This window comes from Arsenicicoccus sp. UBA2120 (assembly GCF_002330965.1).
GTDB classification, from domain to species: Bacteria; Actinomycetota; Actinomycetes; order Actinomycetales; family Dermatophilaceae; genus Arsenicicoccus; species Arsenicicoccus bolidensis.
Map to the genome: position 1 here is coordinate 30,868 of NZ_DCYC01000092.1, position 15,633 is coordinate 46,500.

Consider the following 15,633-nt stretch of genomic DNA (forward strand, 5'->3'; position numbering starts at 1 on the left):
GAACGAAGGCCGGTCGATGCCTCTACCGGGGGTGGGTGCGGTAGTGGGTGGGGCCGTCGACCAGGACGCCCGCTCCCCCGGTCAGCTCGGCGACCAGCGCCGCGAGCTCGTCGCGCTCCTGCGGCTCCGCGTCGAGCCGCAGCGTCGCCCGCGCCGCGTAGTCCGTGCCGTCGACGTGCACCCCGCGCGAGCGCAGCGCCGCCTCCACGCGCCCCGCGTCCGCATGGTCGACCTCCAACGAGAACCGTTGCGCCAGACGGCGCTCCAGCACCTGGGCGGCATCGCACGCGGCGCGCACGCTGTCGCCATACGCCCGGATCAGCCCACCGGTGCCGAGCAGCGTCCCCCCGAACCACCGCGTGACCACGCACACCACGTCGCTCAGCCCGCGGCCGCGCAGGACCTCGAGCATCGGCGCCCCCGCCGTCCCCGCCGGCTCGCCGTCGTCGGACGACCGCTCCGTCATCGCATCCGGCCCCAGCACGAACGCCGAGCAGTGGTGCCGGGCGTCCCAGTGCGCCCTGCGGGCCGCCTCCACCACGGCCCGGGCCGCCGCCTCGTCCTCGACCCGCTCCAGCCGCGCCAGGAACCGCGAGCGCCGCACCTCGATCTCGACGTCGACCGGCGACGCGACGGTCAGGTAGGACTGGGGCACCCGGCCATCCTCCCTTAGGCTCGACGGGGTGAGCGACCTCCCCGTCCCCCTGCCCACCACGCTGCCCGACAGCCGCGTCCCCGACCCCCGTGAGGCTCCCCCGCTGCGGTGGGGCGTGATCGGACCCGGCGGCATCGCGCGGGCGTTCGCCGACGGGCTGCACACGCACACGCGCAGCCGCGTCGTCGCCGTCGGCTCGAGGTCGCTGGACCGCGCCGAGGCCTTCGCCCGCGAGGTGGGGGGCGCGACGGCATACGGCTCGTATGCCGAGCTCGTCGCGGACCCCCAGGTCGACGCGGTCTATGTGGCCTCGCCGCACAGCGAGCACCGCGAGCACGCGCTGCTGGCCGTCGCGGCGGGACACCACGTCCTGGTGGAGAAGGCCTTCACCCGCACGGCGGCCGAGGCGCAGGAGGTCGTCGACGCCGCGCGCGCCGCCGACGTGACGTGCATGGAGGCGATGTGGACGCGCTACCTGCCGCAGAGCGACGTGATCCGACAGCTCGTCGCCGACGGGGTGCTGGGCGAGCTCGAGACGGTGCTCGCCGACCACGGGCAGTGGTTCGCCGAGGACCGGTCGTTCCGGCTGTTCGCCCCGGAGCTGGCGGGCGGGTCCCTGCTCGACCTGGGCATCTATCCCGTGTCCTTCGCCTGCGGCGTGCTCGGTATGCCGCAGCGGGTCACCGCCGTCGGCACGACGGCCTTCACCGGGGTGGAGGCGCAGGCCTCGATGATCCTGTCGGACTTCGCGGCGGCGCCCAGGGCGCACGCGGTGCTGACGACGACGCTGGCCGCCAAGACCCCCACCACCGCCTCCATCTCGGGGTCGCTGGCGCGCGTCGAGCTGGACGGCGACTTCTACCAGCCCGGCCGGGTGCGGCTGGTGTCGCGCTCCGGCGAGGTGGTCGAGGGCCCGGAGCCGGTCGTGCACGGGCACCGGGGGCTGTGCTACGAGGCGGCCTACCTGGCGCGGCTGGTCGCGGAGGGGCGACGCGAGTCGGAGCTGCTGCCCCTGGACGAGACGGTCGCGATCATGGGGCTGCTCGACGAGGCGCGGCGGCAGATCGGCGTGCCTCTGTGAGATCAGCTGAGGTAGGTCAGAGCTCCTCGAGCTCCTTGCCGCGCAGCTCGGGCAGGCCGAGGGCCGAGAACGCCGCGATCGCGAACGCCACCGCGAAGGTCGTGAACACCAGGCCCGTCCCCCCGGCCGCCTTGAGCGGCGGCACGGCCAGCGGCGCCAGGATCGAGGCGATGCGCCCGAACCCCGCCGACGCCCCGGACCCGGTCCCCCGCATGACGGTGGGGTAGATCTCGGGGGTGACGGCATACAGTGCACCCCAGGCACCGAGGTTGAAGAAGCTGAGCGCGCACCCAGCGGCGAGGATCGCCGGCACCGACGAGGCCATCCCGAACGCCCCGGCGGCGCAGGCCGACCCGATCAGGAAGGTCGTGAGCGTCGCGCGGCGCCCCCACGCCTCGATCAGCCAGGCCGAGACGGCATAGCCGGGGAGCTGGGCGAGGGTGATCCACAGGGTGTACTCGAAGGACTTGACCATGTCGAAGCCCTGGGCGAACAGGAGCGAGGGCAGCCAGATGAACGCGCCGTAGTAGGAGAAGTTGACGCAGAACCACACGACCCACAGCGACGCCGTGCGGAGCCGGTAGCGCGAGCTCCACAGCCCGGGCACCGGCCCGGTCGGCGGGACGGGGGCGTCGATGGCGGCGTCCGGCGCGTGGTCGGGGGCGGGCACCCCCGCCGGCTCCTCGAAGCTGCGGACCGCGGACTCCGCCTCGGCATACCGGCCCTTGGACTCCAGGAAGCGCACCGACTCCGGCAGGGTGGCGCGCACGACCAGGGCATAGAGCGCCGGCACGACGCCCAGCGCCATCGCCCACCGCCACCCGTCGGCGCTGCCGGGGATGACGAAGTAGCCGATGAGCGCCGCCAGGATCCACCCGATCGCCCAGAAGGACTCGAGGCCGACGACGACGCGGCCGCGGATGTGCGCCGGGGAGTACTCGCTGATCAGGGTGGACGCGACGGGAAGCTCAGACCCGAGGCCCAGCCCGACGACGAACCGCAGCGCCATCAGGACCGCCACGCTGCCGGCCAGCGCCGACGCGCCCGTGGCGAGGCCGTAGACGAGCAGGGTCAGCGCGAACACCTGGCGCCGCCCGATCCGGTCGGCCAGCAGGCCACCGAGGGTCGCCCCCACCGCCATGCCGAGCGAGCCGATCGAGGCGATCCAGGACACCTCGGTCGGCGTGAGCTGCCACTGGCGGGCCAGCGCGGTCAGGACGAACGAGATGAGGCCGACGTCCATCGCGTCGAGCGCCCAGCCGACGCCGGAGCCCGCGAGCAGACGGCGGTGCTTGCTCGTGAACGGCAGGCGGTCGAGCCGCTCGGTGCGGGTGAGGTGGCGGTCGAGGCCGGTGGAGCCCCGGGGGGCGCTGGGGCCGGTCGGGCCGAGGGGGCCGGTCGAGGTGGCGGGCATGGCTGGCTCCTGGGGGGGCGAGACAGGGTGGAGCGAGCGGGTCGGACGACGGATCAGGCCGTATGACGGACGCCGCACCCGGGACGCGAGGGCAGGCTAGGCGCCTGTTGTGCTCACTATAAGCATTAATGGCGCGGCGTGATTCCCCGACCCCGCAGGTTCACCCGGACGTGCTCAGGAGCCGCGCACGTCCGGGCGTCAGGACGGGCGCCGGTCAGACCACCTCGAGGTCCGGATAGACCGGGTGCCACATGCGCTGGTAGACCGCCTGGACGGGCTCGTCGACCTCGACCGTCGCGAGCCCCTCCTCCTGGGCCGCCTTGACGACCGCGAGCGCGACCGTCGCGGAGACGTAGCGCAGCTGCGTGATCGAGGGCAGCAACGACATCTCGGGACGCGTGACCTGGCTGATCCCGGCGATGGCCTCCGAGGCCGCCGCGATCATGCCGTCCGAGACCCGCGAGGCCCCGCACACCGCGACGCCGAGCCCGAGGCCGGGGAACACGAGCGCGTTGTTGGCCTGCGCGATCTCGTAGGTGCGCTGGTGGAAGGTGACGGGGGCGAACGGCGACCCGGTCGCGATCATCGCCTTGCCGTGCGTCCAGTCGACGATGCGCTCCGGGATGCCCTCGGACAGGCTCGTCGGGTTGGACAGCGGCATGATGATCGGGTTGCGGGTGTGCGCGGCCATGTCCCGGACGATCGCCTCGGTGAAGGTGCCTGGCTGGCCGGACGTGCCGATGAGGATCGTGGGGTGGGTGTTGCGGACGACGTCGGCCAGCCCGATCCGGCCCGCGACGTCGAGCCGCCAGCCCTGCACGTCGGCGTCGGTGCGGGCGTAGGGCTTCTGGAACGGCCGGACCCGGTCGCCGAGCGCCTCGGTGATCAGGCCCCGCGACCCCAGGCACCAGAACCGCGCGTTGGCCTCCTCCGGCGACGCCCCCTCGCGGATCATGATGTCGCGCAGCAGGTTGGCGATGCCGACGCCGGCGGTGCCGGCGCCGTGCACGACGATGCGCTGGTCGCTCATCCGCTCGCCCGTGGCCTTGACCCCGGCGAGGGCCGCGGCTGCCACGACGGCGGCCGTGCCCTGCACGTCGTCGTTGAAGGTGCAGATGTCGTGGCGGTACTTCTCGAGGATACGGTGCGCGTTGCTCGCGCCGAAGTCCTCCCAGTGCAGCATGGCCTTGGGGTAGAGCCGGGTCGTGACCTCGACGAACTTGTCGATGAACGCGTCGTAGCGCTCGCCGCGCACCCGAGCGTGCCGCACGCCGAGGTAGAGCTCGTCGTTGAGCAGGGCGAGGTTGTCGGTGCCGACGTCGAGCACGACCGGGATGGCCCGGCGCGGGTGGATGCCGGCGGCCGCGGTGTAGACGGAGAGCTTGCCGATGGCGATCTGCACGCCACCCACGCCCTGGTCACCGATGCCGAGGATGCCCTCGGAGTCCGTGGCGACGACGAGGTCGACGTCCTGCGGCTCGAGGCCGTAGTTGAGGAAGGCGTTCTCGATGCCGTCCGGGTCGTCGATCGATAGGAAGACGCCGCGCGGGCGGGAGTACCAGTGCGAGTAGCGCTGGATCGCCTCGCCGATCGTCGGCGTGTAGACGATCGGCAGCATCTCCTCGAGGTGCTCGGCCAGCAGGCGGTAGAAGAGCACCTCGTTGCGGTCGCGCATGGCCGACAGGTAGACGTTCTTGGACAGCGCGTCCGGCTGCTCGCGGAACTGCTGGTAGACCCGCGAGATCTGCCCCTCGATGGGCACGATGCCGCTCGGCATGAGGCCGTTGAGCCGCAGCGAGTCCCGCTCGGCCTTGGTGAACGCGGTGCCGCGGTTGATCAGGGGGATGGCCAGGACGTCGTTGCCCCGCACGCGGACACGGACCGTGGTGCCGGTGGGGGTGGACTCGAACTCGAAGGGGCGACTCGACATGGCCCCCAGCCTAGAGCCGATGGGCCTGGTCACCGCCCTCGGAGCTGGCGCACGAGCCGCTCGGGCGCGCCGATCATGGCCGGGCCGTACCACGTGAGCGAGCGGCCGTCGACGAGCGCGCTCGGGAGGGGGTCGAAGGCCTCCGGGCCGTCGTCGTCGTTGAACCGGTAGGGCTCGTCCGGCAGGATCGCCAGGTCCGCGCCGGGCAGCTCGTCCAGCGGCACCGCGGGATAGCGCTCGTCGTGCCCCCGCAGCACGTTGTCCACGCCGAGCCGGCGCAGCACGTCCCCGGCATAGGTGTCCTGGCCGACGAACATCCACGGACGACGCCAGATCGGTATGACGGCGCGCACCCTCCTCGCGGGGTCGACGCGCGTCGGCGCGGCCCAGGCGTCGTGCGCGTCGTCCAGCCAGCTGGGCGGCGGCACCTCGAGGGCGTCTATCAGGCGCGCCATGGAGCGCAGCGCCCCGTCGACCGTGCGGATCTGCGTGGTCCACACCGGGATCCCCGCGTCGCGCAGCGCGGCGAGGTCCGCGGGGCGGTTCTCCTCGTCCTCGGCGACGACCAGGTCGGGGCGCAGCGCGACGATCGCGTCGAGGTCGGGGTTCTTGGTGCCCCGCACCCGCGTGACGTCGAGGTCGGCGGGGTGCGTGCACCAGTCGGTGGCGCCGACGAGCGCGTCGGGGGCGCTCCAGGCGACGGCCTCGGTCAGGGACGGCACGAGGCTGACGACGCGCCGCGGCGTCCCGTCGATGACGACGGACAGGCCGAGGTCGTCGAGGTAGCGCGTCATGCCGTCACCTCGTGCTCGTCCTCGTGCTCGGCTACGGGATCCCGCTCGGGCTCCCGCACGGCCGCCAGCGGCACGTCGTGCTCCTCGCCCCAGGCCTCCCACTCGTCCGGCGTGCGCCCGGCGAGCGTCGCGGCGATCTGCCCGTGGTCCGCCCCGAGCAGCTCCTGGGCCCTCGCCCAGAAGTGCGGCTCCAGGGCGGCCAGCGCGACGTGGCCCCCGCGAGCGGCATACAGGCCGTATCCCGCGAAGCCGCCCCCCAGCAGGGAGCCGGGCGTGGTCATCCCGCGGCGCACCGGCGCCCCGAGGTCGTCGGCGCAATCACCCAGCCCCACCTCGCGCAGCGTCCCCTCCCCCGTCCGCTCCCGCAGCAGCAGCCCGGCGAGGGTCTCGCTGACGGCCCGCTCCGCGCCCGCGAGGTCGGCGGCCAGCGTGCGCGGGGCGGCCGGAGGGGTGAGGATCCCGGCGGCGGCCTGGTAGGTCAGGTCGTGACCGGGGACGTCGGCGCGCTCCCCGGCCCGTCCCACGATCGAGGTGTGGACCAGCCGAGGGAGGGCCTCGTGCAGGTGCGACCAGTCGAGCCCGAGCCGAGCCAGGGCCGCCGGCCGGGTGGCCGTGACCAGCACGTCGGCGCCGGCGAGCAGCAGGTCCAGCTCGCGCCGCTGAGCCGGGTCCTTGAGGTCGAGCCGCCGCACCTCGAGACGGCGGCTCAGGTCGGCATACCACCCCGGCGCGTAGCGCTCGAGGGGGTCACCGTCGGGAGGCTGCACCACGATCCCCCGCGCGCCCAGGTCGACCAGGCGCGCCACGGCGACCGGGCCGGGCACGTTGACGGCCAGGGAGACGACGACGACCCCCGACAGCGGTTGGGACATGACCCCATCTCACCTGGTCAGGGGGCGGACCGCCACCGGTGACCGGACGAGCGCCACCGGATCCCCCGACCGGGCGCAGCAGAACGGCCCAGGACGTGGAGATCCTGGGCCGTTCCTGTGCAGCGTGACACTGTGGTGGCGGGTGAAGGATTCGAACCTTCGTAGCTTTCGCGATGGATTTACAGTCCACTCCCATTGGCCGCTCGGGCAACCCGCCATGGTGCGTCGGAAAGCATAGCAACGACGAGCAGGTATGCCGAATCCGCGATCCGCGCGGTGGCGAGCGGGAGGCGGCGGTCCGCCATACGGCCCGATGTTTGGGAGACTGGGCGTCAGCACCCACCGGACACCCGAGGAGGACTCCATGGCGGACAGCTCGTTCGACATCGTCAGCAAGGTCGACAAGCAGGAGGTCGACAACGCGCTCAACCAGGCGTCCAAGGAGGTGTCGCAGCGCTACGACTTCAAGGGCGTGGGCGCGTCCATCGAGTGGAGCGGCGACAACGTCCTGATCAAGGCCAACACCCCCGAGCGCTGCGCCGCCGTCCTCGACGTCTTCGAGACCAAGCTGGTGCGCCGCGGCGTCTCGCTCAAGTCCTTCGACTTCGGCGAGGACAAGGAGGCCAAGCCGTCGGGCAAGGAGTACCGCCTCGAGGGGGCCATGCGCGACGGCATCACGCAGGACAACGCCAAGAAGATCTCCAAGCTCATCCGCGACGAAGGCCCCAAGTCGGTCAAGGCGCAGATCCAGGGCGACGAGCTGCGGGTCTCGTCCAAGTCCCGCGACGACCTGCAGGCCGTCCAGCAGCTGGTGAGGGAGGCCGACCTCGACTTCGCGGTGCAGTTCACCAACCGCCGCTGAGCCGAGCACCGAGACGCACGCCCGCACCCCGGCAGCGCTGGATAGCCTGCCGGGGTGCTTGCTGCCCTCGTCCAGGTCGTGCTGCCCGTCGTGCTCGTGGCGGCGGTCGGCTACGTGCTGGCGCGGTCGTTCGCCCTGGACCGGCAGACCCTCAACAAGGTGGGGATGCACGGGCTGACGCCGGCGCTGGCCTTCACCTCGATCGTCAAGACCGAGGTGTCCCCCGGCCAGGGCGTGTGGCTGGTCGCGGGCTATGTCGCGGCCAACGTCCTGGCGGGGCTCGTCGCCTGGGCGGTCGGCGGTCGCTGGCCCGGGCGCACCCGCCGCGGCGTGGTGGCCTGCACCGTCATCGGCAACAACGGCAACTTCGGCCTGCCCGTGGCGCTGCTCGCCCTCGGCCAGCCGGGGCTCGACCAGGCCCTGGTCCTGTTCATCGTGTCGGTGGTCGTGATGTTCACGATCGGGCCCGTGCTCTACGGCTCGCACGACGGGCTGGGAGCAGGGCTGCGGTCGCTCGTCCGCCTGCCCGTGCTGTGGGCTCTCGTGGCCGCCACCGTGGTGCGCCTGACCGGTATGACGGTCCCCATCGGCGTCATGCGGGGCATCGAGCTGCTCTCGGCCGCCGCCATACCCCTGGTGCTGCTGCAGCTCGGGGTGCAGCTGGGGCAGTCACGACGCATCCACCTGACCGCCCCGGTGCTGGTGAGCGTGGGGCTGCGGTCGGTGCTGCTGCCGCTGCTCGGGCTCGCCGTGGCGGTGCTGCTGCCGCTGCCCACGCTGTCGGCCCAGTCGCTGGTGCTGGCGCTGGCGATGCCGACGGCGGTCAACGCGTTCCTGCTCGCCGAGGAGTTCCGGGGGGACTCGGAGATGGTGGCGAGCGTGGTCGCGGTGACCACCGTCGTGGCGGTGCCGGTGGTGGCGCTGGTGGTCAGCCTGCTGCCCCTGATCCGCTGACCCGCCGGGGGTAGAGGCATCAGCCTGGCGTGCGAACCCAGGCTGATGTTCCTACCTGAGGTAGGTCTGTTCGCCTGGCGTGCTAACCCAGGCGGACGTGACTACCTGAGGTAGGTCTAGAAGGTGTCGCGGGAGAGAAGGACCTGGCGCAGCACCGACTCCTGGTCGACGATCCCGCGCCGCACCGCCGCGGTCAGGTCCGAGCGGCCCTGCGCGTCCTGCGACCGCTGCAGCGTCTCCGGCTCGGCGAGCTGCACGGGATAGGCCAGCTTGGCCACCCGGGCCATCGCGTCGTCGCCCACCCACGCGCACATCGCCGGCACGTCCTCGAAGTAGCGCTCGACGTAGGGCCGCAGCGCCGCCGTGTCGCCGCTGCGCCAGAAGGACCCGGCAAGGGCGTTCATCTCGTGGTTGGAGCGACCGCGCTGCTCGGTCAGCTCCGCCCAGGCCCAGGCCTTGTCCTCGCCGTGGGGTCGCGCGGCTCGTGCACCGAGCCAGGCGAGCGTGCCCGTCACCGTGGCGTCGGCCGCGTGCGCCTCCTCCAGCTCCTCGACCGAGAGGGCGCCGTCACCGGCGAGGGTCGTGGCGACGAGCCAGCGGAAGTCGGCGTCGCCCTCGAGACCCGCCGGCAGGTCGCTCCCGGCATACCACCGGCGCAGGAGCTCCTCGTCGCGCGACGTGGAGGCGACCACCCGCGCGGCCGCGAGCGCCCGGGTGGAGCCGGGCTCCGCGGCCTCGAGGGCGGCGGCACCGGCCTCGGCGACCCGGACCCGGGCCTCGGCTCGCTCGTCGGCGGGGAGGTAGACGGCCACGACCACCTCGGGGACGTAGCGCCCGGCCGCCGAGAGCACCGAGTCGTCCGACTCCAGCGGCCAGGCGGCGCAGAACACGTCGACGACGAGCCGCGGGTCGACCGTCGCGAGGGCGACGCCGTCGCGCAGGGCGTTCCAGAGCACGACGCGGGCGGCCAGGTCGTCGACCTGGGCGAGCTGCTCGGGCAGGCGCCGGAGCGTGTCCTCGTCCAGGACCACCGTCGCCCAGGTCAGGTCGGAGGCGTTGGGCACGAGGATCGCCGGGCGCGGCCGGTCGAGCAGCTCGTGCACCACGCGGCGGTCCTCGTCGAGGGTGAGCCGTGCCCGCACCTGCTCGACCCCGTCGGTCCAGCCGGCGACGTCCAGGGCGTGCGAGCGCCGCGCCGGGTGCGCCTCGGGAGCGACCTTGACCAGCTCGGCGCGCCGCACGAGGTCGGACTCGTCGGCGCAGTCCACGTCGAGACGGATCGCGTCGAGCCCCGCCGTGCGCAGCCAGGCGTCGGTCCAGTCGGTCAGCGAGGCGCCGTGCGCCCGCTCCATCGCCGCGAAGAAGTCGCTCATCTCGGCGTTGCCGTACGCGTGCCGCTGCAGGTAGTCCCGCACGCCGGCCACGAACGCCTCGTCGCCGATGTAGGCGATCAGCTGCCGCAGCACCGCGGACCCCTTGGCGTAGGAGATGCCGTCAAAGTTCTGCAGGGCGGCGAGGGCGTCCTCGGAGCCGTTGCCCGCCACCGGGTGCGTCGACGGCGAGCGCTCGGCGGAGTAGCCCCAGGCCTTGCGGACGATCCCCTGGTCGGACCAGGCGTCGGGGTAGAGCCCGCTCTCGACGACGCACCGGCTGGCCATGTACTCCGCGAACGACTCGTTGAGCCACAGGTCGTCCCACCAGGCCAGCGTCACCAGGTCGCCGAACCACATGTGCGCCATCTCGTGGCTGACGGTGTTGTCCCGCGACAGCAGCTCGGCGCCGGTCACGCGGGAGCGGAAGAGGTACTCGTCGCGCAGGACCACGCAGCCGGGGTTCTCCATCGCGCCGGCGTTGAACTCCGGCACCCACACCTGGTCGTACTTGCCGAAGGGATAACGGATCCCGAACAGCTCGTGGAAGTAGTCGAAGCTGCGGCGGGTCACCTCCAGGACCCGCGGTGCGTTGGCCTCGAGCTGGGCCCGGATCGAACGGCGGGCGTAGAGGCCCAGCGGGATCCCGTCGTGCTCCTCGGTGACGCTCACGTAGGGGCCGGCGCAGATCGACACGAAGTAGGTCGCGATCGGCGCCGTCTCGGCCAGGTGCCACACGTCGCCCTCGCGGGTCGCGGCGCCGTTGCCGATCACCACCCAGTCGCTCGGCGCGGTCACGGTGAACGTGCAGGGTGCCTTGAGGTCCGGCTGGTCGAAGCAGGCGAACACCCGCGGCGCCGCGTCCATGAACGAGTGGCCGTAGACGTAGTGCTCGCCGTCGGCCGGGTCGACCGCCCGGTGCAGGCCGGAGCCGTCCTTGCTGTAGCTCATCGTCGCGCGGACGATGAGCTCGTTGTCGGCCGCCAGACCGGTCAGCCGCAGCCGACCGTCGGCCAGGGCGTCGGACGGCACCGGCTCACCGTTGAGCGTCGCCTCCTGCAGCTCGGTCGCCTTGAGGTCGACGAAGGTGCTCTCGCCCGGGGTGGCGGCGAAGGTGAGGACGGTGCGGCTGCCGAAGGTCGTCTCGCCCTGGGTGAGGTCGAGCTCGACGGCATAGCGGGGGTGCTTCACGGTCGTGGCGCGCCCTCGCGCCTCCGTGCGGGTCAGGCTGGTCATGGGCCCACCGTTTCACACCCCGGGTCGTGCCGGTGGGTCGGCGACAGGCAGCAGTGCCGTATGCCGCGGGCCGGCGGCATACGGCGCTGCGTCACGAGGCCCGAACGGGCGCGGTCAGACGGCCGCGGTCAGCGCCCGTGGTAGCCGGCCATCTGCTCGAGCCGGGAGATCCGGTCGGCAGTGGCGGGGTGGGTGCTGAAGAGCTTGCTGACGTCCTGCGCGCGGAAGGGGTTGGCGATCATCATGTGGCTCGCGTTCACGACGTCGGGCTGGGGCGCCAGGGGCGCCCGGGCCACGCCGAGCTCGAGCTTCTTGAGGGCCGAGGCCAGGGCGAGCGGGTCGCCGGTCAGGGAGGAGCCGTCCTCGTCGGCGTCGAACTCGCGGGTGCGGGAGATCGCCATCTGGATCAGGCTCGCGGCCAGCGGGGCGAGCAGCGCCATGAGGATCATGACCACCGGGTTGGGGCGGTCCTCGTCGTTGCCGCCGCCGAAGAACATCGCCATCTGCGCGACGCTCGTGATGACGCCGGCGATCGCGGCCGCCACCGAGCTCGTGAGGATGTCGCGGTTGTAGACGTGCATCAGCTCGTGGCCGAGGACCCCCCGCAGCTCGCGCTCGTCGAGCAGGCGCAGGATGCCCTCGGTGCAGCACACCGCCGCGTGCTGGGGGTTGCGCCCCGTGGCGAAGGCGTTGGGCGCCTCGGTCGGGGAGATCCACAGCGTGGGCATCGGCTGACCGGCCTTGGCGGACAGCTCCTCGACGATGCGGTACATCGCCGGGGCCTGCTCGCGCGTGACCGGGTAGGCCTGCATGGCCTTGAGCGCCAGCTTGTCGGAGTTCCAGTAGGAGTAGAAGGTCATGCCGAGGCCGACCAGGGCGAACAGCCAGATGTAGCGGCCGTTGCCGATGAGGGCGCCGAGGCCGAGGAGCAGCGCCCAGATGACGCCGAAGAGCGCAGCGGTCTTGAGACCGTTGAAGTGCCGATGCATGCCAGGAACAACGCCGGTGCGCCCGCGAACGTTCCGGGTGGGTTCGTGGGCGGCGCCGACGGTCAGGGCGTCACGTCGGCGGGCACGAGGTGGGAGGGCCCGGCGTCGCCGTGGCTCTGGCGCCGGACGGCCTCGTCGGCCTCGTTGACGGCCTGCCACAGCCCACCCTCGGTGTGGTCGTCGGTGTAGGCCAGCCCCACCAGGACCTCCACCTCGGAGGACCGCTCCCCCAGGTCCTGCTGGAGGCGACGCCGCAGCAGCGCCAGGCGGTCCGCGCCGGGCACGACGAGCACCAGGTCGCGTCCGCTGACCCGGCCCACGACGCCCCTCCCCCGCGCCAGCTCGTGCAGGCTCGTCGCCACGAGGGCGAGGTCGGCCTCCAGGGCGGTGCCCTGCCCCTCGCCCCCGCGGGGCAGCACCGAGGTCAGCAGGATCCCCGTCCGGCGGGCGGGCGGCAGGTCGAGGAACTCCCGGGCGAGGCCCGCCCGGGTCAGCACCCCCGTGGTCGGGTCGGTGAGGGTGAGCACGTGCAGCCGGTTGAGCGAGGTGAGGCGGCGGCGGCGCACCATGGCCGCCAGCAGCGCCGTCACCGCGACCAGCCCGACCGCGAGGATGGTGATGCTAAGGGCGTGCGGCAGCGCGGTGGGACCCACCGCCGTGGCCAGGACGAAGCTCACCGGCAGGAGCACGACCATCCACTGCGCCCACACCCGGTCCAGGAGCACGCCCGCGATGGTCGCGGGGTAGGCCGCGAGCACCACCACGAGGTAGCGCGCCTCGACCGTGGGCACGTTCATCACCACCATGACGGTGACAGGGAGCGTCAGCGTCACCAGGAGGCGCCCCACCCGTGGGTGACCCGTGTCGCTCTGCGCGACCCACATCCCCCCGCAGGCGAGCGCCAGGCAGGCGGCGTAGACGAGCAGGTCGACGGGGCTCGACTGATCGGGGCGCCGCGGCACCGCGCTCAGCAGGATGCCGGTGCCGGCCAGCCACCACCCGAGCACCCGGGCATCGCTGCCCGGGAGGTCGGGCTTGTCGGGCTCCTCCTGCCGGGGAGGCGCCGCCGGCACCGGCTGGGGCACCGGGACCGGGACATAGGTCTCGGGCTCGAACTGCTGGGCGTCGATCCCCCCGGTGGACAGCTGCGCGGCGGTGACCCGCTGGCGGGCGCGCTCGACCATCGGGACGAGCTGCCCCTCGGCCAGCAGGTCCAGGGGGATGCCCCAGACGACGCCGGCACTGGCGGTGACCGGGCGCTGCGGGCTGGCCACCCGCACCGCGCGCAGCAGGGACGGCACGAGCAGGTCGGGGTCGATGTCGCTGACCACGATGAACTCGTGGTCCACGAACCGGCTGACGAGGTGGCTGCGGTGGTAGGCGCGCTCCAGGGCCACGGCGACCCTGGCCATCACCTGGTCGGCAGCGGCTCCGCCCCACGCCGAGGCGGCCTCGTCGAAGGAGTCCAGGTGGATGGACACCAGGCACACCGGCTCGGCTCCCCGCCCCCGCTCCGACCACTCGCTCAGCTCGTGCTCGAGACCTCGCCGGTTGAGCACCCCCGTGACCGGGTCCAACCGGGTCTGCTCGAGCACCGACCGCTCCCGGCGCCGCACCCGTCCGAGGACCAGCGCGGCCACCACACCGGGCATCACGATCGCCGCCGCTCCCGCCACCACCTCGTGCGCGTAGCGGGCCACGTCGACGTCGCTCAGCGCCAGGAAGATCCAGCCGCAGCCCAGGCACCCGACGGTGACCAGGGCCGTGTGGGCGGGTCGGCACAGGTAGGCCGCCAACACGACCACGGGCTCCAGCAGCCAGAACCACACGATGGGAGGCCGCGGATCCACCAGGAAGGTCGTGAAGAGCGGGGACGACAGCGCCGACGTCGTCAGGATGACGGGCGCCCACCACGTGTCGGTCCACCCCGGCCGTCCGAGCGTCACCGCCAGCTGTGCCGTGTAGAAGGCCGCCACCAGAGCGAAGCCCAGCGCCATACCGAGGTCGGCGAAGCCGGAGGAGGTGGCCAGGTCCACCGCGCCCACGAGGAGCCCGCCCGCGGGAGCGCACGCCAGCAGCAGGGACGCCTCGCGCAGGCCGAGCCAGGACGCCAGCCCCACGGACGTGGGTCGCGAGGCAGGTGTCATCGGTGGGTCGTCCTTCGTGGGGTGGTGTGCCCCTCCAGGCTAGTCCTGGGCGCCGACGCCGTCGGGGCATCAGGCCGCCGCTCCCCCTGATGCATCAGGTGCCGATGCGACGCAGGACGACCAGCCCCGCCTCGTTGCGGAACTGCCCCGGGCTGAAGGAGCCGATGCCGGAGACGATCCGGTGGGTGCCGGCGAAGGTCGCGAGGATGGGGTCCCGCTGGGCCATGGCCTCGATCCCGTCGCCGTGGATGGCGTCGGTGGAGACGAGCACCACGTCCGGCACCCGACCGGTCCGGCGCATCCAGTCGGTGGTGTAGCGGCCCTGCTCGCCGAAGTCCTCGAGCCACACGATGTTGGTGTCCGCCGGCGCGCCCGACGTCAGGAAGGCGCCGGTGACCGCGCCGTAGACGAGCAGGCTCTCGCCCGGCCGCACCCAGGTGTCGGTCGTGTCCTGCACGATCCGCAGGTGGGCGAGCTCGCGCCCGCCGCTGTAGAGCCCGCTGTAGGCCCCGGCCGGAGCCGGTGTCCGTGCCGCCCAGGGCGAGCTGCCGTAGAAGTTCGTCGCGAACTGCGACGCGAGGATCGCGAGCACCGAGACGAGGGCGTAGCGCTTGAGCGCGCTCACGTCGCTCGTGCCGCTGATCCACTCCACCACCCGGCAGGCGCCGACCGTCGTTGCGATGGCCAGCGCCACGGAGGCGGGCGGGAACTCGCCGTACCACGGGCCCGCGAAGGTCGTGGCGGCGACCATCGGGTGGCCGACGAGGGCGGTGGGGGCGGCGAGGAGCAGCAGGGTCGCGACGTCGCGGTCACCTCGGGACCGCACCCACCACAGGCAGACCGGGAGCATGACGAGGGCGGTGTAGAGCTGGACCGACCCGACGTAGCGCATCAGGTTGACGTCGTGCACGAGCAGCGCCAGCAGGCTGGTGGCGCCCAGGACCACGGGGAACCAGGTCACAGCGCCTCGGCGCCAGCGCACCGAGAGCAGGGGCACGGCCGCGCTGAGCCCCAGCAGCACCGCGGGGAGTCGCACGGGGGTCACCAGCTCCTTGAGCCAGGAGATCGAGGTGAACCCCAGCCGCTCGAGCGGGCCGGAGCGAGGTCGTTGGTACTGCACGGTGTAGTCCAGGGTGTCGCTGATCGCCGACCAGCCGATGACGCCGAGGAAGTAAACCGCGACCGGGAGGGTGACCACCGCGGCGGTCCCGACGAGCCAGAGCACGGCGTCGCGGCGCCCACCCCGCCACAGGAGCACGACGAGCACGAGCAGGCTGAGCCCCACGGCGGGGAGCAGGGACTGCAGGCTGACCGCGCCGAGGGGGGCGG

General features: G+C 72.9%; 12 protein-coding genes and 1 tRNA gene. 3 read left to right on the forward strand and 10 right to left on the reverse strand.

Features of this window, described 5'->3' with window-relative positions:
* Positions 1-22: 22 nt before the first annotated feature.
* A complete protein-coding gene (locus B2P18_RS15900; RefSeq protein WP_239264105.1) occupies positions 23-655 on the reverse strand; it encodes a YigZ family protein in 633 nt (210 codons plus the stop codon).
* Between the two features lie 28 nt (positions 656-683).
* Between B2P18_RS15900 and B2P18_RS15905 the strand changes: the two genes are divergently transcribed.
* Positions 684-1,736 carry a Gfo/Idh/MocA family protein gene (locus B2P18_RS15905; RefSeq protein WP_286961535.1) on the forward strand — a complete coding sequence of 351 codons (1,053 nt, stop codon included), beginning with the start codon at positions 684-686 and terminating at the stop codon, positions 1,734-1,736.
* A 16-nt stretch (positions 1,737-1,752) separates the two neighbouring features.
* Here the strand turns inward: B2P18_RS15905 and B2P18_RS15910 are convergent, their stop codons facing one another.
* The 5 genes from B2P18_RS15910 to B2P18_RS15930 form a co-directional block, all read right to left on the reverse strand.
* Positions 1,753-3,150, reverse strand: coding sequence for an MFS transporter (locus B2P18_RS15910; RefSeq protein ID WP_029211274.1), 1,398 nt, complete (start codon positions 3,148-3,150; stop codon positions 1,753-1,755).
* Between the two features lie 214 nt (positions 3,151-3,364).
* A complete protein-coding gene (locus B2P18_RS15915; RefSeq protein WP_286961536.1) occupies positions 3,365-5,080 on the reverse strand; it encodes an NAD-dependent malic enzyme in 1,716 nt (571 codons plus the stop codon).
* A 29-nt stretch (positions 5,081-5,109) separates the two neighbouring features.
* On the reverse strand, positions 5,110-5,874 hold the full coding sequence (locus B2P18_RS15920; protein WP_286961538.1) for a helical backbone metal receptor: 765 nt from the start codon (positions 5,872-5,874) through the stop codon (positions 5,110-5,112).
* A complete protein-coding gene (locus B2P18_RS15925) occupies positions 5,871-6,746 on the reverse strand; it encodes a CoA transferase (RefSeq protein WP_286961539.1) in 876 nt (291 codons plus the stop codon). Before B2P18_RS15925 ends, B2P18_RS15920 begins: the two co-directional genes overlap by 4 nt.
* A gap of 133 nt (positions 6,747-6,879) precedes the next feature.
* A tRNA-Tyr gene (locus tag B2P18_RS15930) sits at positions 6,880-6,963 on the reverse strand.
* Between the two features lie 147 nt (positions 6,964-7,110).
* Here B2P18_RS15930 and B2P18_RS15935 point away from each other — a divergent pair.
* Together B2P18_RS15935 and B2P18_RS15940 are read left to right on the forward strand one after the other, a co-directional pair.
* Positions 7,111-7,608 (forward strand): YajQ family cyclic di-GMP-binding protein, encoded by a 498-nt coding sequence (locus B2P18_RS15935; RefSeq protein WP_019286399.1) that lies wholly within the window; start codon positions 7,111-7,113, stop codon positions 7,606-7,608.
* 54 nt (positions 7,609-7,662) lie between these two features.
* A complete protein-coding gene (locus tag B2P18_RS15940) occupies positions 7,663-8,562 on the forward strand; it encodes an AEC family transporter (RefSeq protein ID WP_029211277.1) in 900 nt (299 codons plus the stop codon).
* A 116-nt stretch (positions 8,563-8,678) separates the two neighbouring features.
* Here B2P18_RS15940 and pepN read toward each other — a convergent pair whose 3' ends face one another.
* The 4 genes from pepN to B2P18_RS15960 form a co-directional block, all read right to left on the reverse strand.
* Positions 8,679-11,168 carry an aminopeptidase N gene (gene pepN, locus B2P18_RS15945; RefSeq protein ID WP_029211278.1) on the reverse strand — a complete coding sequence of 830 codons (2,490 nt, stop codon included), beginning with the start codon at positions 11,166-11,168 and terminating at the stop codon, positions 8,679-8,681.
* A gap of 128 nt (positions 11,169-11,296) precedes the next feature.
* The gene (gene htpX, locus B2P18_RS15950) at positions 11,297-12,157 is read right to left on the reverse strand and encodes a zinc metalloprotease HtpX (RefSeq protein ID WP_019286402.1); all 861 of its coding nucleotides are present in this window, start codon (positions 12,155-12,157) and stop codon (positions 11,297-11,299) included.
* Positions 12,158-12,219: 62 nt separating this feature from the next.
* Positions 12,220-14,304 (reverse strand): GGDEF domain-containing protein, encoded by a 2,085-nt coding sequence (locus tag B2P18_RS15955; RefSeq protein ID WP_029211279.1) that lies wholly within the window; start codon positions 14,302-14,304, stop codon positions 12,220-12,222.
* Between the two features lie 94 nt (positions 14,305-14,398).
* The coding region (locus tag B2P18_RS15960; RefSeq protein WP_286961541.1) for a hypothetical protein at positions 14,399-15,633 on the reverse strand (1,235 nt) is incomplete at its 5' end.

Excerpts from the sequence above, each read along its gene's own strand:
- B2P18_RS15910 (WP_029211274.1), bottom strand. The coding sequence starts at position 3,150 with ATGCCCGCCACCTCGACCGGCCCCCTCGGCCCGACCGGCCCCAGCGCC.
- B2P18_RS15915 (WP_286961536.1), bottom strand. The coding sequence starts at position 5,080 with ATGTCGAGTCGCCCCTTCGAGTTCGAGTCCACCCCCACCGGCACCACG.
- B2P18_RS15920 (WP_286961538.1), bottom strand. The coding sequence starts at position 5,874 with ATGACGCGCTACCTCGACGACCTCGGCCTGTCCGTCGTCATCGACGGG.
- B2P18_RS15925 (WP_286961539.1), bottom strand. The coding sequence starts at position 6,746 with ATGTCCCAACCGCTGTCGGGGGTCGTCGTCGTCTCCCTGGCCGTCAAC.
- B2P18_RS15935 (WP_019286399.1), top strand. The coding sequence starts at position 7,111 with ATGGCGGACAGCTCGTTCGACATCGTCAGCAAGGTCGACAAGCAGGAG.
- pepN (WP_029211278.1), bottom strand. The coding sequence starts at position 11,168 with ATGACCAGCCTGACCCGCACGGAGGCGCGAGGGCGCGCCACGACCGTG.
- htpX (WP_019286402.1), bottom strand. The coding sequence starts at position 12,157 with ATGCATCGGCACTTCAACGGTCTCAAGACCGCTGCGCTCTTCGGCGTC.
- B2P18_RS15955 (WP_029211279.1), bottom strand. The coding sequence starts at position 14,304 with ATGACACCTGCCTCGCGACCCACGTCCGTGGGGCTGGCGTCCTGGCTC.